Origin of the sequence: Klebsiella michiganensis (genome assembly GCF_015139575.1) — a bacterium.
In the GTDB taxonomy this organism is placed as follows: domain Bacteria; phylum Pseudomonadota; class Gammaproteobacteria; order Enterobacterales; family Enterobacteriaceae; genus Klebsiella; species Klebsiella michiganensis.
Genome location: NZ_AP022547.1, coordinates 2,999,053 through 3,021,193, shown reverse-complemented (window position 1 = coordinate 3,021,193; position 22,141 = coordinate 2,999,053). Strand labels below are relative to the sequence as shown.

The window sequence follows — 22,141 nt, the reverse complement described above, 5'->3', positions numbered from 1 at the left end:
GCCATGCGCCACATTAACCGCTATCCCCGGCAGGGTATGCGCCTGACGCTGATGCTATTGCCCTTCGTCCTGATGATCGCCGCCTGGTTTATCGGTTCGGCGGTGCGGCTGGAAGCCAACCCGCAGGATAAGCTGCTGCCCGGCCTGTCGCAGATGATCGCGGCCATCGATCGGATGGCCTTCACCCCGGATAAACGCAGCGGCGAGTATCTGCTGTGGGCCGACACGCTGATTAGTATGAGCCGCCTGCTGATTGGTCTGGCGCTCTCGTCGCTGATTGGCCTGGGCATCGGCATCGCCGCCGGCGTGTTCCCGATGTACCGCGCGGCGCTGTCGCCGCTGATGACCGTGGTGTCGATGATCCCGCCGCTGGCGATCCTGCCGGTGCTGTTTATCGTCTTCGGCCTGGATGAGCTATCAAAAGTGATGCTTATCGTCATTGGCATTACGCCGATGCTGGCGCGCGACCTTGAACAGCGGGCGCGGGAAATCCCGGCGGAGCTGTTTATCAAAGCGCAAACCCTCGGCGCCAATAGCTGGACGGTGGTGCTGCGGGTAGTGCTGCCGCAGCTGCTGTCGCGGCTGATAACCTCCCTGCGCCTGCTGCTGGGCTCCGCATGGCTGTTTTTGATCTCCGCCGAGGCTATTTCCGCCACCGCCGGTCTCGGCTATCGCATATTCCTCGTCCGCCGCTATATGGCGATGGACGTGATTATTCCTTACGTCATCTGGATAACCCTGCTGGCGTGGCTGATGGATCTGGCTCTGCGCCAGCTGCACAAAGCCTGTTTCCCGTGGGCGGAAGGAGGCCGGGCATGAGCTTTATCGACATCAAAAATATCTGGCAGGAGTACGGCGACCACGTGGTGCTGGAGCGCATCAATTTGCAGGTGAAAGAGGGCGAGTTCTGTTCGATGGTCGGCGCGTCCGGCTGCGGGAAGTCGACGTTTTTACGCCTGCTGCTCGGCCAGGAAAAGCCGACTCGCGGGGAAATCACCCTCGACGGCCAGCCGCTGGCGGCGGAGCCGGACCGCAGCCGCGGCGTGGTGTTTCAGCGTTATTCGGTTTTCCCGCACCTCAACGTGCTGGATAACGTCGCCATTGGCCTCGAACTCCCGGCGTCACCGCTGTTTGGCCGGCTGTTTGCCGGCAGGAAACGCGACGCGCGCGAACGGGCGCAGCGGATGCTGGAGAAAGTCGGGCTGGGGCACGCGCTGAATAAATATCCGGCGCAGCTCTCCGGCGGGATGCAGCAGCGGCTGGCGATCGCCCAGGCTTTCGTCATGCAGCCGCGCGTACTGCTGCTTGATGAACCCTTCGGCGCGCTGGATCCCGGTATTCGCAAGGATATGCACGGGCTGCTGCTCCAGCTGTGGAGCGAAACGCGGATGACGGTTTTTATGGTCACCCACGACCTCGCGGAGGGCTTCAACCTTGGCACCCGGCTGCTGGTTTTCGACAAAGTGCGCATCGATCCGCAGGCGCCCAACGCCTGGGGGGCGCGCGTTACCTACGATATTCCGCTCAATGAAGCGCGGATGTCGCAGATAACCACCGGCAGCGACAATAACGTTTACGCATTAAGGAGATAGTTTGATGACCGCATTTTTTCACTCATCCCCCAGCCTGCGCGAAGAGCGGCTACCCGGCGGGGCGCACACCTCGTTGATTTTGCGCAAAGGGCAGATTCTGCGCCTGACCGATATCGACGGCGGAGCCAACGTCAGCATGATGATGCTGAATCCCCATGAGAAGAGTGAGCGCCTGAATCTGCCGGATACCCTCAAGGGGCAGCACACCGCGCGCCTGACCGCCGGGCACTGTTTCTACTCCGATATGGGGCGCGTTCTGGCCGGGATTGTTGCCGACAGCTGCGGCTGGCACGACCCGTTCGGCGGGATACTCAACGCCGACGAGACGCGTGAAAAATATGGCGCAGGACGCTACCAGGAGCTGCGCAACGGCTTCTACCGCAACGGCGTCGATAACCTGCTGGTTGAAATGGGTAAATGGGATCTGGGCCTGGAGGACCTGCTGATGGTGGTTAACTTCTTCAGCAAAGTCACCGTCGATGAGGATGGCTGTTTTCAGTTTATTTCCGCCAACAGCCGCGCCGGAGATTACGTTGAGCTGTTTGCGCCGATGGATGTCCTCATGGTGCTGACCGCGCTGCCGCATCCTCAGGACCCTGCCGCTGAGTACGCCCCGCGGCCGATCCAGCTGAGCTGGTACCAGGCTGACGATGCGCAGGCGGCCGCGGAAGCGCTCTTTACCCGCGATGAAAACCAGCGCGCGTTCCTCAACACCCAACTTTTTGCCCTGTAAGGAGGCTGCGATGACCCTGATCGCCAGTAACCGTCGTCCCGAAGATGCCGTCTATCGCCATGTGATCCCGGCAGGGGAGCCCTGGCTGTTTGAGGTACAAAAAGGGCAAACCCTGCGCCTGCTTGACCTCGAAGGCAACCAGGCCATTGATACCCTGTTTTACAACGCCGATAACCCCCGAGAACGCTACGATCCGCAGCGCACGCTGCGCCGCCAGGGCAATGCCTATCTGACCACCGGCAGCGTACTCTATTCCAATCTGGGCAATCCACTGCTGACCATCGTTGCCGACACCTGCGGTCGCCACGATACCCTCGGCGGCGCCTGTGCCCAGGAGAGCAACACCGTGCGCTACGCCCAGGATAAACGCTATATGCACAGCTGTCGGGATAATTTCCTCTGCGCCTGCCTGCACGATGGCCGCCTGCATAAGCGCGATATCGGCGCCAACATTAATTTTTTTATGAACGTCCCGGTGACGCCGGAAGGCGGTCTGACCTTTGAGGACGGGATATCGGCGGCGGGGAAATACGTTGAGCTGCGCGCCGAGTGCAACGCCGTGGTGCTGATTTCCAACTGTCCGCAGTTAAATAATCCCTGCAACGGCTGGAACCCCACGCCCGCCGAGGTGCTGGTATGGAACTGACCCGCTGGCAGCGCTGGCGTCTGCTGGCCTTTCGGCTCTTCGCCGTCCGCGCCGACCGCCTGAACAGTACGCCGACGCGCAAACCTTAAGCGCCGGTTCACCCCGGGGACGACCTCAGGGGAACATCGACTTTTTGCGGGACGACCCGCGACCCTGTGAGTTGCGCTTATGTTTGATACCTTACTGATTGCCAACCGCGGCGCCATCGCCTGCCGCATTCTGCGCACCCTGCGCGCGATGCAGGTGAAAGGCGTCGCCGTCTATTCCGAAGCTGACCTGAGTAGTCTGCATATCCGCGACGCGGATGAAGCGTTAAGCCTCGGCGACGGCCCGGCGGCGCAAACCTATCTGGTGACGGAGAAGATCCTCGCCGCCGCGCAGCAGAGCGGCGCCAAAGCGATCCACCCCGGCTACGGCTTTCTGTCTGAAAACGCGGCCTTCGCCGAGGCCTGCGAGGCGGCGGGGGTGGCGTTTGTCGGCCCCACTCCGCAACAGCTGCGCACCTTCGGCCTGAAGCATACCGCTCGCGCCTTAGCCAAAGCCGAGGGCGTGCCGCTGCTGGAAGGCAGCGAGCTGCTGGCCGACAGCGGCGAAGCCTGCCGGGCGGCTGAGGCGGTGGGCTATCCGGTGATGCTCAAAAGCACCGCCGGCGGCGGCGGGATTGGCATGCGCGTCTGTCGCGACGCCCGTGAGCTGATTGAGGCGTTTGCCGCGGTGCAGCGGCTGGGACAAAACAACTTCAGCGACGGCGGGGTATTTCTCGAAAAATATATCGAACGCGCCCGCCATCTGGAGGTACAAATCTTCGGCGACGGGCGGGGAGAGGTCATCGCGCTCGGCGTGCGCGACTGTTCAGTCCAGCGGCGTAACCAGAAAGTGATTGAAGAGACGCCCGCGCCGAATCTGCCTGAAGGGATGGCGCAGGCGCTATGCGCGGCGGCTATCGCGTTGGGCAAAGCGGTGAGCTACCGCAGCGCCGGGACGGTGGAGTTTGTCTACGACAGCGCGGCGCGGCAGTTTTATTTCCTCGAGGTAAATACCCGGCTTCAGGTCGAACACGGCGTCACGGAGCAGGTGTGGGGCGTTGACCTGGTGCGCTGGATGATTGAGCTGGCGGCGGGGGAACTGCCTCCGCTACCTGAGCTGGCCGCCGGGTTACGGCCCCAGGGCCATGCTATCCAGGCGCGAATTTACGCCGAAGATCCGGGGCGGCAATTCCAGCCTTCTCCCGGACTGTTAACGGACGTCTTCTTTCCGCCGGCGGACGGCGCAGCCCTGCGTATTGACCGCTGGGTGGAAGCCGGGTGCGAAGTCCCGCCATTTTTCGACCCGATGCTGGCGAAAGCGATCGCCTGGCGCCCCAGCCGCGATGAGGCTATCGCCGGCCTGGCGCAGGCGCTGGCGGAGACCCGCCTGTACGGCGTAGAAACTAACCGCGTGTACCTGCAACAAATTCTTGGCTTTGCGCCCTTTACCGAAGGCGAGCCCTGGACCCGCTGCCTTGAGCAGCTGCGCTACCGCGCGGCGACCGTGGAGGTGCTGAGCGCCGGAACCCAGACCAGCGTGCAGGACTATCCGGGACGTTTGGGGTACTGGGCGGTGGGCGTACCGCCGTCGGGGCCGATGGACGATCGCGCCCTGCGTCTCGGTAACCGCCTGCTGGGCAATGCCGAGGGAGCGGCCGCGCTGGAAATCACCCTCAACGGGCCGACCCTGAAATTTAATACCGACGTTCAGGCGGTGGTGTGCGGCGCGCCATTGGCGGTGACGCTCGATGGCGTAGACCAGCCGCTGGACTGCGTATTGACTATTCCGGCGGGGGCGACCCTGAAGCTGGGCGCGATAAGCGGCGCGGGGGTCAGAAGCTATCTCTGCCTGAGCGGCGGCATTCAGGTACCGGACTATCTGGGGAGTAAAAGCACCTTTACCCTCGGCCAGTTTGGCGGCCACGGTGGACGGGCGCTGCGCGGAGGCGACGTGCTGCATCTGGCGCCGCACGCCGCCGCCAGATGCGGGGATCAACTACCCGCCGCGCTACGCACAGCGCTGGCTGAGGTGCGGACGCTGCGGGTGATTTACGGCCCCCACGGCGCGCCGGAATTCTTTGCGCCGGAATATATTGCGACGTTCTTCGCCACGGAGTGGGCGGTCCACTTTAACTCCAGCCGCACCGGCGTGCGCCTGATTGGCCCCAAGCCGCTGTGGGCCCGCGACAGCGGCGGCGAAGCGGGGCTGCATCCGTCGAATATTCACGATAACCCTTACGCGGTGGGCGCGGTCGATTTTACCGGCGATATGCCGGTGATCCTTGGACCGGACGGGCCGAGCCTCGGCGGTTTTGTCTGCCCGGTCACGGTGATTGAAGCCGACCTCTGGCAGTTAGGCCAGCTCAAGGCCGGGGATAAGGTACGTTTCGTGGCGGTGGATTTACCCACCGCCCGGCGGCTGGCGGAAGGGCGGCGCGCCGAGCTGGCGACCCTAAGTCACCAGGCGATAGCCTGGCAGCCCGCTCCGCTGACGTCGCCTGTCGTGATGACCTGCGGCGAGGCGGACAAACGCCTGGTGGCGCGACTCTCCGGCGATACGCATCTGCTGCTGGAAGCCGGGGAGCCGGAGCTGGATCTGGTTCTGCGTTTCCGCATTCACGCCCTGATGCAGGCCCTGGAAGCGCAATCAAGAGACGGCGCGATCGATATCACCCCGGGGATTCGCTCGCTGCAAATCCATTTTCAGCCGGAAACGTTGCCCCTTGAGACGCTGCTGGCGTGGGTGCGCGGCGAGTGGTCCACGGTCTGCCTGAGCGACGATCTGCAGGTGCCGACGCGCGTGGTGCATCTGCCGCTCTCCTGGGACGATCCGGCCTGCCGCAGGGCAATCGATAAATATATGACCACCGTGCGCCAGGACGCGCCCTGGTGCCCGAGTAATCTGGAATTTATCCGTCGCATCAACGATCTGCCCGATGAACAGGCGGTATGGAATACGGTATTTGACGCCAGCTATCTGGTGATGGGGCTGGGCGATGTTTATCTCGGCGCGCCGGTGGCGACGCCGCTTGACCCGCGCCATCGCCTGGTTACCACCAAGTACAACCCGGCGCGCACCTGGACGGCGGAAAACTCGGTCGGCATCGGCGGGGCCTATCTGTGCGTCTACGGCATGGAGGGGCCCGGCGGCTATCAGTTCGTTGGCCGGACCCTGCAGATGTGGAATCGCTATCGCGAGGTAGCGGATTTTGCCGGCAAACCCTGGCTGCTGCGTTTCTTCGACCAACTGCGTTTCTATCCGGTTTCGGCCGAAGAGCTGCTGCAGATTCGCCGCGATTTCCCGCTTGGACGCTACCCGCTGCGCATTGAGCACAGCACGCTGCGGCTGGCGGAATACCAGCAGTTTCTCAGCCGTGAAGCGCACAGCATCGGCGCGTTTCGCGAGCATCAGCAGCAGGCGTTTAACGCCGAACGCGATCGCTGGATAGCCAGCGGTCAGGCCCATTTTGACAGCCAGGAGAGCGCCGTGGATGAGGGCGGAGACGCGCCGCTGCGGCAGGGCGAACAGGGGGTGGAAAGCCCGATTTCCGGAAACCTGTGGCAAGTACAAACGGCGGCAGGCAGCCGGGTCCGCGCGGGGGATGTGCTGGTCGTGCTGGAGTCGATGAAGATGGAGATCCCGCTGCTGGCCCCCTGCGATGGCGTTATTCAACAGGTTCACGTGCAGCCGGGCAGCGCGGTACGCGCCGGGCAGCGGGTGGCGGTGATTATTGAGGAGAAGGCATGATGCAGCAGACGTTTGATTTACGCCTGGCAACCCTGGCGGAGCGTTATCGCACCGGTAAAACCACACCGCGCAGCGTGCTGGCGGACATCCGCCAGCGGGCGCAGGCGCTGAACCCCGAGTTCCGGTTGTTTATCCATATTCTGAGCGAAGAGGAGCAGGAGCCGTTTCTGGCGGCGCTGGATGGCCTTTCGCCGGCCGCGCTGCCGCTGTACGGCGTGCCGTTCGCCATCAAAGACAATATCGATCTGGCGGAGATTGTCACCACCGCGGCCTGTCCGGCGTTTGCGTATCGGGCGGAGCAGAGCGCGACGATTGTCGCTCAGCTGATTGCGCTGGGCGCCGTGCCGGTCGGTAAAACCAATCTCGATCAGTTCGCTACCGGCCTGAACGGTACCCGATCGCCGTACGGTCGCTGCCGCAATAGCTATCATGCGGAGTATCCCTCCGGCGGTTCCAGCGCCGGTTCCGCGCTGGCGGTGGCGCTGGGCGTGGCCAGCTTCTCGTTGGGCACGGATACCGCCGGTAGCGGCCGCGTCCCGGCAGGGCTGAATAACCTGGTGGGTCTGAAGGCCAGTAAAGGGCTGATATCCACCGCAGGGGTGGTCCCCGCCTGTCGTACGTTAGACTGCGTGACCTTTTTCAGCCCCACCGCCGACGAGGCCAGCCAGCTGCTGGCGCTCGTCGCACAGTGCGATCCGCAGGACGCCTGGAGCCGCCGTAATCCTCAGTGGAACAGCCGTCAGGCGTTCGGCAGGCCGTCCGCGGGGTTTCGTTTTGGCGTTCCGCGCGAGCTCAATTTCCTCGGCTGCCGCGCAAGCGAACGCCTGTTTTCCCAGGCCCGGCAACGGCTGACGGCGCTGGGCGGGGTGGCAGTTGAGATTGATTTCACGCCGTTTCTGGCGGCAGCCCGGCTGCTGTATGACGGGCCGTGGGTCGCCGAACGCTACGCGGTGGTCGGTCCGCTGATGGCGCGGCAGCCGGAAGCGGTGCTGCCGGTTATTCGCGACGTGCTGGCAAAAGCGCCGGGCACCGATGCCACGGCGACCTTTACGGCGATCTATCAGCTACAGCAGTACAAAGCCCGGTGCGACGCGATACTCGAGACCCTGGACTGCGTGCTGACGCCCACCTATCCGCGCCCGGTGACGCTTGACGAGCTGGAGGCGGAGCCGATCGCGCGCAACGCCGATCTCGGGTACTACACCAACTTTATGAACCTGCTGGACTATGCCGCGGTGAGCGTGCCATGCGGATTTATGCCGGACGGATTGCCTTCGGGCGTCACGCTGTTTGGCCGGGCCTTTACCGACCAGTATTTACTGGGCCTGGCCGATGCGTTTCAGCGCGCTGAGCGGCTGCCGCTGCCGGGCGGAGCGCGGCTGGAGACCCCGCCGCCTGAACGCGTCGCCGGCCATGACCGAATGGCGCTGGTTGTTTGCGGCGCTCATCTCTCTGGCCTGCCGCTTAACGGCCAGCTGCTGGCGCGGGGCGGTCGGCTGCTGCAGGCGACCCGCAGCGCGCCGCACTATCGTTTATACGCTCTCGCGGACGGCAAACGCCCGGCGATGGTTCGCGCCGATAGCGGCGGGGCGTCGATCGCGGTTGAAGTGTGGGAGCTACCCAGCGCGGAGGTCGGTTCGCTGCTGGCGGCCATCCCCGCGCCGCTGGGCCTGGGAAAAGTTGAGCTTGCCGACGGACGCCGGTTAGCGGGCTTTATCTGCGAAGCCAACGGATTAGGCGAAGCCACAGAGATTACCGCCTACGGCGGCTGGCGCGCCTGGCTGGCACGCTAAACTACAACCCCCTCCATCAAGAAGCGATGGAGGGGGTTAGTGACAGTGTCACCTTAAATTTCTAACATGCTGAAACATTTCTGCCAGATCATTAGCAACCTTTCGGTAGGGCTCCCGCTGCGATAACGCTATTCTTCCCCGCTTTTCCCTTTTCAGGCACTTTGTAACCCAGGTAAATGACCGCTAATGTCCCTAATGAGAGATGAAATTCGCGACCATTCAGCGGAAAAGATGCTATTTATCCGCCGTGCCGTCATTGCGTTTCTACTGGTGGTGATTTGCTTCGCCATCCTGATCCTTAATCTTTACCGCCTGCAGGTGGATCAGCACGACTTTTATCAGACGCGTTCAAACCAGAACGACATTAAAATGCTGCCCATCGCGCCGAGCCGGGGGCTGATTTTCGACCGCAACGGCATCCCGCTGGTACAAAATATTACCCTCTACCGTTTGCAGGTGATCCCGAGCAAAATCGCCGATATGACGGCGCTGCTGCAGCAGCTGACGCCGATCGTTGATTTAACCCCGCAGGATATCGCCGACTTCCGCGACGATATGCACCACAACAGCCGCTACAAAGAGGTGACGTTAAAATCGGACCTGAGCGATGTTGAAGTAGCGCGTTTTGCGGTCAATGAGTTTCACTTCCCCGGCGTCACGGTGGAGAGCTATCAGCAGCGCGCTTACCCCTACGGCGCCGAACTGGCGCACGTGGTTGGCTATGTCTCGAAGATCAACGACAGCGATCTGCAAAAGCTGGCCAAAGCCGGGGAAGAAGAGAACTACGCCGCCGACCACAATATCGGCAAGCAGGGCATTGAAGGCTACTACGAGAAAGCGCTGCACGGCACCACCGGCTATCAGGAAGTGGAAGTGGATAACCACGGGCGGGTCGTGCGTCTGCTAAAAGAGGTCCCGCCGGTGGCCGGGAAGAACATCTACCTGACGCTGGATCTGCACCTGCAGCAGTATATCGAATCGGTGCTGAAGGGGCAGCGCGCGGCGGTAGTGGCCGTCGATCCGCGCGATGGCGGCGTGCTGGCCATGGTGTCGAGCCCCAGCTACGATCCCAATCCCTTTGTCAGGGGCATCGGCTATCAGGCCTACCGTTCGCTGCTCGATAACCCGGACCGGCCGCTGATTAACCGGGTCACCCAGGGCCTCTATCCGCCCGCGTCGACGGTGAAGCCCTACATGGCGCTGTCGGCGCTGTCGGCGGGCGTGATCACGCCAACCACCTCCTTCTTCGGCGCGCCGACCTGGACGCTGCCGGGGACCCAGCGCCGCTACCGCGACTGGCTGAAGAGCGGCCACGGCATGCTTAACGTCACCAAAGCGATAGAAGAATCGGCGGATACCTTCTTCTATCAGGTGGCGTTTGAGATGGGCATCGACCGCATTCACGAGTGGCTAAGCAAGTTTGGCTACGGTCAGTCTACCGGCATCGATCTTAACGAAGAGTATGCCGGGGTGCTGCCGAGCCGGGAGTGGAAACAGCGGGTGCATAAAAAACCGTGGTATCAGGGGGATACCATTTCCGTCGGTATCGGTCAGGGCTACTGGATTGCCACGCCGATCCAGATGGTCAAGGCGCTGACGACCCTGATTAACAACGGCAAAGTGCAAAATCCGCATCTGCTTTACTCCATGAAGCAGGGTAATAAGGTCGAGCGCTATCAGCCGCCGCAGGATCTGCCGCAGGTTGGCGATCCGCATTCGCCGTACTGGGGCGTGGTGCGCAACGGCATGTACGGCATGGCGAACCTGCCAAACGGCACCGGCTATAAGCTATTCCATACCGCGCCGTACCAGATCGCCGCAAAATCCGGGACGTCCCAGGTCTTCAGCCTGAAGGAGAACCAGACCTATAACGCGAAGATGATCCCGGTGCGCCTGCGCGACCATATCTTCTATACCCTGTTTGCCCCCTATCAGCATCCGAAGGTGGCGATGGCGCTGATTCTGGAGAACGGCGGCGGCGATGGCGTGGTTGCGGGACCGACGGCGCGCGCCATCCTCGACCATATCTTCGACCCGGCCAACGCGCCGGCGGAACAGGGCGCGACGTCGACGGTGCCGCAGGTGGAGAGCGCCGACGCGCAGTAAACGTTATTCACTCTGAGCATAAGCGTTAGCGGATTGGTTATTTGCCGCCGCCAGCGCTTTTGCTCATAGTAGCGTTCTGTATTGCTGTGAAAAAAGGCGCTCTGATGTCGTTAAGCCGAAATACGCTTCTTCTTGTACAAACCGGGACTCCGCCTGATGAAATCGTCTCCGACCACGGCGACCTTCCCCTCTGGTTTGGCAATTTACTGGCGCCGTGGCGCAAAAAAATCAGCGTGGCGCGCGTCTATGCCGGAGAGCCGCTTCCCGCGCCGGATAACGCGACCATCGCGGTGATTACCGGCTCCTGGGATATGGTGACCGAACGCCTGCCGTGGAGTGAAATGACCGCGGCCTGGATCCGCGAGGCGATGGCGATAGAGATGCCGCTGTTTGGCGTTTGCTACGGGCATCAGCTGATGGCGCACGCCCTGGGGGGTGAGGTGGACTACCATCCAGCCGGACGCGAAGCCGGGAGTAAAACCATTTCGCTGTCCGCACACGGCCTGGCGGATCGTCTGCTGGCTGACCACCCGGCGCCGTTCAGCGCGCACCTCACGCATATGCAAACGGTCACCCGATTACCGCCAGGGGCGAAGGTGCTGGCTTCGTCGCAGCACGATCCTCACCAGATTGTACGCTACGGCGCGCATGCCGTTTCTACGCAGTTTCATCCGGAGATCACCCCGGCGATTGCCCGCTCGCTGATCGCGTTCCGCCAGGCGGCGCTGCGCAACGAGGGGGTTGACCCGGACAGGCTGAGTCGTGACGTTGTGGAGAGCCCGGTGGCCTCGGCGATTCTGACCCGCTTTGTCGCAGGCTACCTGCAGCCAGACCTGAACCCGGCTTAACCTCAGCGCTGTTTTTCCGCGAGCCAGGCCGCCGTTTCACCGAGGATTTCGTCGGAAAACGTTGAATCCGCGGTCATCCGCGCCAGAATTAACGCGCCGACCATGGCCGACCAGCTGCCAATCGCCGCGCGGCGGCTGGCTTGAGCGTCCCGATCATCCATCGCTTCACTGAGCTGCGCTATCTGCTGCTGCAGCCGCGCGCTCATTTCGTCACGCGCGGGTTCGGACTGGCGGATGGTTTCCGCCGCCAGCGCCGCCAGCGGGCAGCCGCTGGCAAAATTATCCCGATGTTCGGGGGAAAGATAACGCTCGATTTGCGCGATGACGTCGTTTTTCGCCGCGTCGTTCTCTATCTTCAGTTCCGCGAGGGTTTGGGCGATCAGGTCATCCTTCGATTTGAAGTAGCCGTAGAATCCGCCGTGGGTCAGACCGGCTGATTTCATAATATCGGTGACCGTGACCGCGTCAAAACCCCGCTCGCGAAACAACCGCCCGGCGGCGGTCAGGATTGTCTGCTTATTCTCTTCAACCTGTTTTCTGCTCACTCTCATGGCGTCGTCCTGCTGCGAAATTATTTATGATGACCATCATATAACATTATTTACAGCATACCCAGCCCGTGCCATTATACATGACGACCATCATGTATAAATTGAGGAGTACACCTATGAGCAGTGAATCAGCGGTGCTGGTAACCGGCGCATCGACCGGAATTGGTGCAGTCTATGCCGAACGTTTTGCCCGCCGCGGCCACGACATGGTGCTGGTCGCGCGTAATCACGAGCGGCTGACGGCGCTGGCCGAGCGGCTGCGCGACGAAACCGGCGTTCAGGTCGACATCCTGCAGGCCGACTTAACCCAGGATAGCGACATCGCCGCCGTGGAGCAGCGGCTGCGGGAAGACGCGCGTATCAGGATTCTGGTCAACAATGCCGGCACCTCGATTCCCGGTGATTTCCTCCATCAGAGCAGTGACGATATCACTCGCCTGATTACCCTCAACGTGACCTCAGTGGCTCGCCTGGCGAACGCGATCGCGCCGCGTCTGGCCGAGGCCGGAGAGGGGGCGATTGTCAACATTGCGTCGGTCGTTGGGCTGGGTCCGGAAATGGGGTTGACCGTCTACGGCGCCACGAAAGCCTTTGTGCTGTTTCTCTCGCAGGGACTCGACGTTGAGCTGAGCGCGAAAGGCGTATACGTTCAGGCGGTACTGCCGGCGGCAACGCGCACCGAGATTTGGCAGCACAGCGGCAAAGACGTGGATACCATTCCCGGCGTCATGGAGGTGGATAAACTGGTGGATGCCGCCCTGGTGGGGTTCGACCGCCGCGAATCGGTGACCATACCGCCGCTGCATGATGAAACGCAGTGGCAGACGCTGAACGCGACGCGTCAGGCCATGCTCCCCGGCTTTGCGCAATCTGAACCCGCGGCCCGTTACCTGTCGCGATCGTGAGTTTGTCGCACCGTGTATCGGAAAGGAGAGTCGATACACGGTGCGACAACATCCCGCCATGTCACGCCCGGCGCAGATACAACGCCTCTGGAAGGCGGTGCTGCGCATAGCTATCATCGGGCCGGTAGCCCGGGCAGGCGCTTTGCGCCGCCCCCGGGAGAAGAGCGCTGAGTGGCAGAATACCCGGAGGCGGTGCTGCGCACCTGTCCGGGCTACAGGTTCACAGCCATCTTCAGGCCGGTAGCCTCAATATTGTGACAACGTCACAAATTCAGGGCGAAAAACCAATAAAAAAGCCGATAAGGTGAGTTATCGGCTTTCAAGGTTAATGCGAAAACACATTTACTGCGCCAGCAGCTCCTGGGCGGTACGCTCTACCAGACTCAGCAGCACCTTCACGTCCTCTAACGTCACGATCGGGTTCAGCAGCGTCAGCTTCAGACAGGTGACGCCGTTGTGCTCGGTCACGCCGACGTTAGCGCGACCGGAAGCCAGCAGCGCATCGCCAACCCGCTGGTTGAGCAGGGCGATCGCGGCATCGTCGCTGCCCGCCATCTGCTGCGGACGGGAACGGAACAGCACGCTTGCCAGCTGCGGCTGCATGACCAGCTCCAGCGTCGGCTGCGTTTTGACGTAATCCGCCACGTTCAGCGCCATCGTCACGCCGTGATCGATGATTTCCGCGTACTGCTTCTGGCCCAGCGCCTCCAGGCCCATCCACAGCTTCAGCGCGTCGAAGCGGCGGGTGGTCTGCAGCGATTTGGATACCAGGTTCGGTACGCCGTGCTCTTCATCGAACTCAGAGTTCAGATAGGCCGCCTGATAGCGCATCAGCTCATAGTGACGGGCTTCTTTTAACAGAAACGCGCCGCAGCTGATGGTCTGGAAGAACTGCTTGTGGAAATCCAGGGTGATGGAGTCCACTAAGTCAATGCCGTCCAGACGATCGCGATACTTCTCGGACATCAGCAGGGCGCCGCCCCAGGCCGCGTCAACGTGCAGCCAGATCTGGTGCTCAGCCGCGACGGCCGCAATCTCGCGCAGCGGGTCGATTGCCCCCGCGTCGGTGGTGCCGGCGGTGGCGACGATGGCCATAATCTGTTCGCCGTTAGCCTGCGCCTCGGCGATTTTCGCTTTCAGATCCGCCACGTCCATCCGCGCGAATTCGTCGGTTTTCACCAGCGTCACGGAACGGTAGCCGAGGCCCATCAGCGCCATGTTCTTCTGCACCGAGAAGTGGGCGTTTTCTGAACACAGCACTTTGTACTGACGAATATCGCCCGGCAGACCATCCTGCTGGATGGAATGACCCCGGCGGGCAAAGAAGGCATCGCGCGCCAGCATCAGCCCCATCATGTTGCTCTGGGTGCCGCCGCTGGTGAAAACGCCCGCATCGCCGGCGCCGTAGCCGACCTGATCGCGCAGCCATTCAATCAGCTTGATCTCGATGATGGTGGCTGACGGGCTTTGGTCCCAGGAGTCCATGCTCTGGTTGGTGGCGTTAATCAGCACTTCCGCCGCCTGGCTAATCACCAGGCTCGGGCAGTGCAGATGCGCCACGCACTGCGGGTGATGTACCGACAGGCTGTCTTTCAGGAAGTACTCGATCGCACGTTCAATCGCCGCCTGGTTGCCCAGACCCTGTTCGTTGAAATCAAGGGTGATGCGCTCACGCAGTTCGTCAACGCTTTTCCCCTGATACATTTCAGGCTGCTGCAGCCACTGCGCTACCGCCTGGCTGGTCTGGGCGATCGCTTGCTGGTAGGCATCAATACTTTGCGCGGAACCAGCAAGAATCGGATTCAACTTGGACATTGCGGTCACTTACTCCACTCAGACCGGTTTTACGCCGGCGGCCAGCAGGGCCTGTTCAAATTTGTCGAAGAAAATTTCCAGCTCAGCGTTGCTGATCAGCAGGGACGGCAGCAGACGCAGCACGCATCCGTGGCGGCCGCCGCGCTCGAGGATCAGACCCGCTTCGAAGCATTTCTTCTGCAGCAGCGCGGAGAGTTCGCCATCCGCCGGGTAGCAGCCCATGTGGTCCGGCGCTTCGTTCGGTTTAACGATCTCGATGCCGATCATCAGGCCCAGACCGCGAACGTGGCCGATCACCGGATAGCGTTTCTGCATCTCGGCCAGCTTGCCTTTCAGCCATTCGCCCTGAGCGGCGGTTTTATCCGCAATGTTATTGTCTTTCAGGTGGCGCAGGGTGGTCAGGCCGGTGGCCATCGCCAGCTGGTTGCCGCGGAAGGTGCCGGTATGGTGACCCGGTTCCCAGGCGTCGAACTGCTTTTTGATACCGAGAACGGCCAGCGGCAGACCGCCGCCAACGGCTTTCGACATCACGATAATGTCCGGCTCGATGCCCGCGTGTTCGAAGGCGAAGAATTTACCGGTACGCGCAAAGCCAGCCTGAACTTCATCGATGATCAGCAGAATGCCGTGTTCCTGAGTCACTTTACGGATGCGCTGCAGCCACTCGACCGGAGCCGGGTTCACGCCGCCTTCACCCTGAACGGCTTCCAGGATCACCGCCGCCGGTTTACGCACGCCGCTTTCGACGTCATTGATCAGGTTTTCGAAGTAGTAAGTCAGCGCTTTCACGCCGGCTTCACCGCCGATACCCAGCGGGCAGCGGTACTGGTGCGGGTAAGGCATAAACTGCACTTCCGGCATCATGCCGTTAACCGCCGCTTTTGGCGACAGGTTGCCGGTGACGGACAGCGCGCCGTGGGTCATCCCATGGTAGCCGCCGGAGAAGCTGATCACGGAAGAACGGCCGGTGTATTTTTTCGCCAGCTTCAGCGCCGCTTCCACGGCGTCAGCGCCGGACGGGCCGGTGAACTGCAGACAGTATTCTTTGCCTTCGCCCGGCAGCAGGGAAAGGAGGTATTCAGAGAAGCGATCTTTTAACGGAGTGGTCAGATCGAGAGTATGTAACGGCAAGCCGCTGGTAATGACACTTTGGATGCTCTGCAGCACATCAGGGTGGTTGTGGCCGAGTGCCAGAGTACCTGCGCCGGCAAGGCAGTCCAGATACTGTTTATTATCCGCATCGGTCAGCCAGACGCCTTCCGCTTTGGTAATCGCAAGGGGCAGCTTGCGCGGGTAGCTCCTGACATTCGATTCGAATTCAGCCTGACGGGCCAAAAAGGTATCGTTGTTTGCATCTAATAAATCTGCGCCTAAAGTATCAATACGGACTTTATCCGTCATCATATCACTCCCACAACCAGCGTTACGGTTGAGCGCTGGTTGAATAAATTGGTGTAAGAAATTGAATCGCCATGCATTAAAGCGGGCACAATATATGGCTTTTTAGATACGCATTCAACGTTTTATTGATTAAGGTATATTTACGTTATTTTTACACAGGCAAAAACCAACGTAACCATTTGATTTAAATCAGGTGTTTTAAAGGATAAAAGACCTTTAAAATTGTAATTATTAGTGAGGAAGTTTCTCGTTTTTTAATACTGCCGGGCGGGCATTGCTGGCGAAAAGTTTCCGCCAGCAATGGCATGACTCAATGCAGCTCAACCGCATAATTTGTTAAAGGTGTGACTTTTTTCACCAACTTATTGTTATATAAAAACTGTTCATAAGCTTCATACCGTGGTTTATCCAGCGCCGCCGGATCGCTGGCAAACAGAGGAAGGGTTTTCAGCCATGCCTGCTTGTTCAGTTCGGTGTTGAGCTCGGGATGCGCGGCGGCAAACGCCTGCCAGGTCTCCTGCGGGTGAGCTCGCAGGTAAGCGACGCCTTTTTGCAGCGCCTTGAGGAAGGCCCTGATTTTCGCCGCGTGGACTTCATCCCGGTTGGCGACAATCACCAGCTCGTCGTAGGCCGGTACGCCGTAATCCTCAACGTTCATCACCTGCGGATCTTTCCCCTGCAGCTTCAGCTCCAGCGCTTCGATATTACGATAGCCGCCAATGACCGCGTCGACCTGTCCGGCCAGCAGGGCGCTGGTCAGCTGGAAGTTAACATTGATGAGCTTGATGCTTTTGGGATCGATTTTCGCATGCTGCGCCATGGTGGCCAGCGTCGCCTGTTCGATGCCGCTCACCGAATATCCTACTTTTTTGCCCTGCAGATCGGCGGGAGATTTTATGCTTTTATCCAGCGCGATCACCGTATTCAGCGGCGAATTAATCAGCGTGCCGACGCGGACCAGCGGCAGCCCTTCATCAGCAAAAAAATGCACCTGCGGCTGGTAGGTAATCGCCAGGTCCGCCTGGCGGGCGGCAACCAGCCGCGGCGGCAGCGCCGGGTCGGACGGCGGCACAATGTCGACGTCCAGCCCCGCGTCTTTAAAGGCGCCAATCTGTTCGGCCACCAGGATCGGCGCGTGGTCGGGATTGATATACCAGTCCAGCACCAGGGTGAGTTTCTCGTTGGCCAGCGCCTGACCGCTGAACAGCGCGGCAAGCGTCATACCGGCATAAATACGTTTACGCATGGTTAGTCCTTTTATTTAAGAGCGTTATTCCGGCGTCCAGTTAATCAGCCGGTGTAAGAAAGCATCCACCGCCAGCCAGAGCAGGACGGTCAGTAGCACCAGAATAAACAGGGCCGCAAAGCAGATATCGGTTTGCAGACGGGCGTTGGCGTTAAGCATCACGTAGCCCAATCCTTCGGCTGAACCGACCCATTCGCCGATGATCGCCCCGATGGGGGCGACGGCGGCCGCCATCCGCAGGCCGGAACCGAGGGCCGGAAGGGCAGCCATCAGGCGAACGTGGCGCAGCTGCGCGCCAAAAGAGGCCCCCATCGTGCGCGCCAGATCGAGATAGTCGTGGTTAACCCGGCGCAGACCGTCAAAAAACGCCGAGGTGACGGGAAAGAAAATCACCAGCACCGCCATCATGACCTTGGCGCTCATGCCGAAACCGAACCACAGCACCAGCAGCGGGGCAAGGGCGAAAACCGGGATCGCCTGACTGGTCAGCACCAGCGGCATCAGCCAGCGCTGAAGGCGAGGCGAGACAATCATGCACAGCGCCAGGATCACGCCGAGCAGAACGCCGAGCGCGAGGCCGCTGAGGATCTCGCTTAATGTGATCAGTGTGTGTTCGCCGAGGTACGCGCGGTTGACCCACAGAGCGCTTGCCACCGCCGAGGGGGAAGGCAGCAGGAAAGCGGGAATGCCGCTGCGGGTCGCCAGCCACCAGAGCAGCAGCAGGCCGCAGAACACCACGGCGGCGCGAAACAGTTTTGCGCTCATCCGTTAGCCCTTATGAGCTGTTGCAGCAGCTCCGCCTGGCTGGCCAACAGCGCCGGGTCGTCCGGCGCGCGCGGCGGCATGCCGGAGAGGTGATGCCCGTCGTCAATCCCGCCGGGAGCGGGGGAAAGGACCAGCAGACGGTGGCTCAGGCGGCAGGCTTCCATCGGGTCGTGGGTGATCAGCACGACGGTGCGGTTTACCAGCAGCCCGGCGGCCAGGGTCTGAATGCGCGTGCGGGTAATCGTGTCGAGCGCGGAAAAGGGCTCGTCCATCAGCACGATGGGCCGGTCTTCGTAGAGCGTACGCGCCAGCGCCGCACGCTGGCGCATGCCGCCTGAGAGGGCGGCCGGGCGGTCGCCGGCGCAGTGTTCAAGGCCAACCTGCTGTAACAGCGCAGCAACCCGCCGATGGTCCACGCGCTCCCCGCGCAGACGCGCGCCAAGCGAGACGTTGTCGCGCACGCTTAACCACGGATACAGCAGATCTTTTTGCCCCATCCACGCCAGCCGCTTGTCTATTGGCTGCCCGTCGCTGGCGCGAACCTCACCGGCGGTGGCTTTTGCCAGCCCGGCGATAATACGCAGCAGGCTGGTCTTTCCGGCGCCGCTGGCCCCCAGCAGCGATACCCACTGGCCGCCGGGGATAGTGAACGTCAGATTGTCGAAGATCTGCCGCGAGCCAAAGCGCAGGCCCAGGCCGTGCACCTCAATTCCGGGAGCCGTCACGCCGGGCGCTCCGCGACGGCGTTAAGGCCCATCTGCCAGAAGTTAGCCTCCAGACGCGTGGCGGTGGTGAAAATAGCGCTGAGTTCAGCGAAACGCGCCTCGCCGCCGCGCTGCCGCCAGAGGGTTTCCAGCAGGCCGATGGCGTTATTGACGCCGTTCAGGTAGCCCTCATCGCCGTAGTTGCGGATCCAGGAGGCATAAGGATTGGCGGTCAGCCGGGTCGCCGGATCGTGCAGCAGGCCGAGGCCGATTTCCGCGTAGCCGGCAACGCAGGGCATCAGCGCCGCCAGCAGATCCAGGGCGTCGCCGGAGTGGCCAATGTCCAGTACGTAGCGGGTGTAGTTGACGGTTTCCGCGGCTTCCGTTTCGGCGGCCATCGTCGCTTCATCCAGCCCCCATTCCCGGCAGTAGCCAACGTGGAGCGGCAGTTCGTCGAGAATGGCGTTCATCGACGCGGCGGCAGCGCGCATTTCCGCCAGGGTGCGCAGCTTGCTGACCAGCAGGGCGTAGCTGCGGGCGAAGTGGATCAGAAACAGATAGTCCTGCGTCAGATAGCGGCGAAAAGCGGGCTCGGGGAGGGTACCGTTGGCGAGCTGGCGCAGGAAGGGGTGGGCGACGTAGTGCTGCCAGTCGGCGCCGGCCTGCTGACGCAGACGACTATAAATACCCTGGGTAAACGCGGGAAGAATCACAGGACCTCCTGAAAAAAGGGAGATCCGGGCGTGCTGAAAGAAGTGTGAACAGGCAATGGCGCAAAACTGGCGGAAATGCCGACCCGTCCCTTCGCTGGCATGACCCAGATCAGGTTCAAAGGGTTCGGCTTACGCCATCTCAGCCCTCACGGGACACCCCTCGGTTTGGCCCCTGTTATACGACATTCCCTTTTTGATTACAATGCTGTGAATTTTATGAGGAAAGGTGACGTTGTCACGTGTGAGTGTCGCGAGAAAGGGCTTTGTACATCGCGGCAGCCCGGCGGCGGCTGATGCCTTGCCGGGCGCGTATTATCAAAGGATCAGTGAAATTCTACCCAGCTGGCGCCGCTGTCTGCTGAACGTACGCACTTCTCGACCCAGTGCACGCCGAGCGCCCCGGCTCTGGCATCCGGATACCAGAAGTTTTCCAGCAAAGCTGCGTCGCGACGGTCGGTGGCATCCATGGCGATGGCAAAGCGGCGATACAGATTCGACCAGGCCTCAAACAGCCCTTCGGGATGGCCGCCGCCGATCCGGTCGTCCTGGAGGGCCAGCGGATCGAGATAGGACATTCCGCGTTCGAGGATGCGCACCGGCTCGCCCTGAATTTCGTAGCGCAGCTGGTTCGGCTGTTCATCCCACCACTCCAGGCTGGCTTTCTCCCCGACGATGCGGACTTTCTGTCCGTGCATTGAGCCGCTGTTGACCGCCGAGCACCACATCGACCCTACGGCGCCGTTGTCGTACTCCATCAGCACATGCGCGTTATCCTCCAGCGGCGCGCGGCTTTTGACAAAGCTCTGGCGGGAGCACATCAGGCGAGTGATATTAAGCTTCGGCGCCATGGTCTCCGCCAGGAACAGCGGGTGGGTGGCCAGATCGCCCAGCACGTAGCTGGGGCCGACAAATTTCGGGTCCACCCGCCAGCGGGTGCTGGGGTTATCCTGCTCTACCGGCTGGTTATGGAAACCGTGGGCGAACTGCATATTGATGATGCGGATCTCGCCCAGCAGCCCCTGTTCAATCATCTGCCGCGCCTGCAGAATCAGCTGATGCCCGGCGTAGCCGTAGGTGACGCCGATGATTTTGCGCTGTTTTTCGCTCAGGGCCACCAGCGCATCGGCCTCTTCGCCGGTAAAACAGAGCGGTTTTTCGCAGACCACATGCAGTCCGGCCTCCAGCGCCGCGCGGCAAATGGCGTAGTGGGTGTTGTTTGGCGTGGCGATGGAGACCGCTTCAATGCCGTCTTCCCGCGCCGCCTCTTCGCGAAACAACGTTTCGTAGTCGGGGTAACAGCGCCCGGCCTCCACGCCCAGCTGCTGGCCAAACTCGCGCCCGCGCTGGGGGTCAATATCAAAGGCTCCGGCAAGCAGGGTAAACGATCCGTCACGCAGCGCCGCAGAGCGGTGAATATAGCCAATCTGGCTGCTTCCGCCGCCGCCCACCATGCCCCAGCGCAAGGAGCGGCCAACAGGTTTAATACCGTTAATCATGTGTTTTCTCCCGATTAAAAACCAACCGAGCGCAGGTAGCGCAGGCTTTCCGTGACCGCCTGCAGGCTGCCCTCGACGTTGCGCGGATCGCGCTCTTGCTCAATGGTGATCCAGCCCTGATAGCCCCGCTTGTCGAGAAAGGCGCGCACCGCCGGATAATCAATGGCGCCGCTGCCGAGCGGGCACATCACCCCCTCCGCGCAGGCGGAGAAGAAGTCGATGCCGCGGGAAATCACGCTCCTGAACACCTGCGGGTCGACATCTTTAAAGTGCAGGTAGTCAAGGCGATCAAAATGGCGATCCAGCCAGCTGATGGGGTCCATGCCCGAATAGAAGAGATGGCCGGTGTCGAGACATAAACCGGCTACGTCATGGGGGATTTGCGCCGCCAGCAGATCGATTTCATCGGCAAACTCAATGCAGCCGCCGGCGTGAGGATGGATAACCGGGCGAACGCCGTACTCCTGCCACGCCAGTCGGCTGATGGTCACAATGTGGTCGACCATCCGCTGCCAGTCGGCGGGTGACAGGCGGGGAGCCCGCTCGCCGCGCCCTGCATATTTCGCCCGCTGCGGATTGCCGAAATCAATAATGACCAGATAAGGCGGCTGGAAGGGGTTGCCCGGCGTCTTTTCCGCCGACGGCACCTGCGAAAGGTTGCGGCAGAGGTTATGCGTCAGTTCGACAATATTCGCGAAGTTCTCTTCGCTGACCAGATCGTCGAAGATCGTTCCGGCAACCAGCGACAGCCCCTGTTTATTCAGCGCTGCGCTGAGTTCATCGGCCCGGGTCGGCAGATAGCTCCACGGGCCCAGTTCAATGCTTTTATAACCGGCGGTCGCCGCTTCTTCCAGTACCTTGGACCACGGCGGCAGATAAGGGTTTTTGGGATCATCGACGCCCCAGCTGCACGGCGCGTTGGCAATATGTATGGTCATGATGGCTTCCTTTTCAGATGAGGAGAAAACATGACCAGTATTGAATGAAAATTTCATATCCAACAATGATGAAATTTAAATTCTTTGATGGAATTCAAGGTTTATTTTGATAGCA

The 22,141-nt window shown here is 61.2% G+C and carries 18 protein-coding genes and 1 riboswitch; of the genes, 9 read left to right on the top strand and 9 right to left on the bottom strand.

The genetic code is table 11. The annotated features are described in order from the left end of the window. Positions 1-3: 3 nt before the first annotated feature. The 8 genes from JLG71_RS14225 to JLG71_RS14190 all read left to right on the top strand — a co-directional run bounded on the left by JLG71_RS14225 (position 4) and on the right by JLG71_RS14190 (position 11,492). Complete coding sequence (locus tag JLG71_RS14225; protein WP_009652192.1) at positions 4-819, top strand: ABC transporter permease; 816 nt, start codon at positions 4-6, stop codon at positions 817-819. Next, complete coding sequence (locus JLG71_RS14220; protein WP_009652163.1) at positions 816-1,592, top strand: ABC transporter ATP-binding protein; 777 nt, start codon at positions 816-818, stop codon at positions 1,590-1,592. Before JLG71_RS14225 ends, JLG71_RS14220 begins: the two co-directional genes overlap by 4 nt. Positions 1,593-1,596: 4 nt before the next feature. Further along, a complete protein-coding gene (locus JLG71_RS14215; protein WP_200913526.1) occupies positions 1,597-2,325 on the top strand; it encodes an urea amidolyase associated protein UAAP1 in 729 nt (242 codons plus the stop codon). Between the two features lie 10 nt (positions 2,326-2,335). Further along, positions 2,336-2,971 (top strand): urea amidolyase associated protein UAAP2, encoded by a 636-nt coding sequence (locus JLG71_RS14210; protein ID WP_009652130.1) that lies wholly within the window; start codon positions 2,336-2,338, stop codon positions 2,969-2,971. Positions 2,972-3,139: 168 nt separating this feature from the next. Beyond that, positions 3,140-6,745, top strand: coding sequence for an urea carboxylase (gene uca / locus JLG71_RS14205; RefSeq protein ID WP_200913525.1), 3,606 nt, complete (start codon positions 3,140-3,142; stop codon positions 6,743-6,745). Continuing rightward, entirely contained in the window at positions 6,742-8,538 is a 1,797-nt protein-coding gene (atzF, locus tag JLG71_RS14200; RefSeq protein WP_064357489.1) for an allophanate hydrolase, read from the top strand. The genes uca and atzF overlap by 4 nt, the downstream gene beginning before the upstream one ends. Before the next feature lie 186 nt (positions 8,539-8,724). Then, positions 8,725-10,644 (top strand): penicillin-binding protein 2, encoded by a 1,920-nt coding sequence (gene mrdA, locus JLG71_RS14195; RefSeq protein ID WP_004850811.1) that lies wholly within the window; start codon positions 8,725-8,727, stop codon positions 10,642-10,644. A 104-nt stretch (positions 10,645-10,748) separates the two neighbouring features. After that, positions 10,749-11,492, top strand: coding sequence for a glutamine amidotransferase (locus JLG71_RS14190; protein WP_004850813.1), 744 nt, complete (start codon positions 10,749-10,751; stop codon positions 11,490-11,492). A 2-nt stretch (positions 11,493-11,494) separates the two neighbouring features. Here the strand turns inward: JLG71_RS14190 and JLG71_RS14185 are convergent, their stop codons facing one another. Next, positions 11,495-12,043 carry a TetR/AcrR family transcriptional regulator gene (locus JLG71_RS14185; RefSeq protein WP_200913524.1) on the bottom strand — a complete coding sequence of 183 codons (549 nt, stop codon included), beginning with the start codon at positions 12,041-12,043 and terminating at the stop codon, positions 11,495-11,497. A 116-nt stretch (positions 12,044-12,159) separates the two neighbouring features. Here JLG71_RS14185 and JLG71_RS14180 point away from each other — a divergent pair, with 116 nt between their 5' ends. After that, complete coding sequence (locus JLG71_RS14180) at positions 12,160-12,948, top strand: SDR family NAD(P)-dependent oxidoreductase (protein ID WP_200913523.1); 789 nt, start codon at positions 12,160-12,162, stop codon at positions 12,946-12,948. 342 nt (positions 12,949-13,290) lie between these two features. Here JLG71_RS14180 and JLG71_RS14175 read toward each other — a convergent pair whose 3' ends face one another. The 8 genes from JLG71_RS14175 to JLG71_RS14140 form a co-directional block, all read right to left on the bottom strand. Then, on the bottom strand, positions 13,291-14,772 hold the full coding sequence (locus tag JLG71_RS14175; protein WP_177950435.1) for a pyridoxal phosphate-dependent decarboxylase family protein: 1,482 nt from the start codon (positions 14,770-14,772) through the stop codon (positions 13,291-13,293). A gap of 9 nt (positions 14,773-14,781) precedes the next feature. Further along, entirely contained in the window at positions 14,782-16,167 is a 1,386-nt protein-coding gene (locus tag JLG71_RS14170) for a diaminobutyrate--2-oxoglutarate transaminase (protein WP_009652210.1), read from the bottom strand. Between the two features lie 307 nt (positions 16,168-16,474). Beyond that, the gene (locus JLG71_RS14165; RefSeq protein ID WP_014838463.1) at positions 16,475-17,410 is read right to left on the bottom strand and encodes an ABC transporter substrate-binding protein; all 936 of its coding nucleotides are present in this window, start codon (positions 17,408-17,410) and stop codon (positions 16,475-16,477) included. A 24-nt stretch (positions 17,411-17,434) separates the two neighbouring features. Next, positions 17,435-18,175, bottom strand: coding sequence for an ABC transporter permease (locus tag JLG71_RS14160; RefSeq protein ID WP_004850829.1), 741 nt, complete (start codon positions 18,173-18,175; stop codon positions 17,435-17,437). After that, entirely contained in the window at positions 18,172-18,900 is a 729-nt protein-coding gene (locus JLG71_RS14155; RefSeq protein WP_014229332.1) for an ABC transporter ATP-binding protein, read from the bottom strand. The genes JLG71_RS14160 and JLG71_RS14155 overlap by 4 nt, the downstream gene beginning before the upstream one ends. Then, positions 18,897-19,592, bottom strand: a complete 696-nt coding sequence (locus JLG71_RS14150; RefSeq protein WP_200913522.1) for a TenA family protein — start codon at positions 19,590-19,592, stop codon at positions 18,897-18,899. Before JLG71_RS14150 ends, JLG71_RS14155 begins: the two co-directional genes overlap by 4 nt. A 69-nt stretch (positions 19,593-19,661) precedes the next feature. Next, positions 19,662-19,763, bottom strand: a riboswitch (TPP riboswitch). Positions 19,764-19,915: 152 nt separating this feature from the next. Then, entirely contained in the window at positions 19,916-21,088 is a 1,173-nt protein-coding gene (locus JLG71_RS14145; RefSeq protein ID WP_064404905.1) for a Gfo/Idh/MocA family protein, read from the bottom strand. 14 nt (positions 21,089-21,102) lie between these two features. Next, positions 21,103-22,026: a sugar phosphate isomerase/epimerase family protein gene (locus JLG71_RS14140; RefSeq protein ID WP_064404906.1), complete on the bottom strand. Its 924-nt coding sequence runs from the start codon at positions 22,024-22,026 to the stop codon at positions 21,103-21,105. Positions 22,027-22,141: the final 115 nt, after the last annotated feature.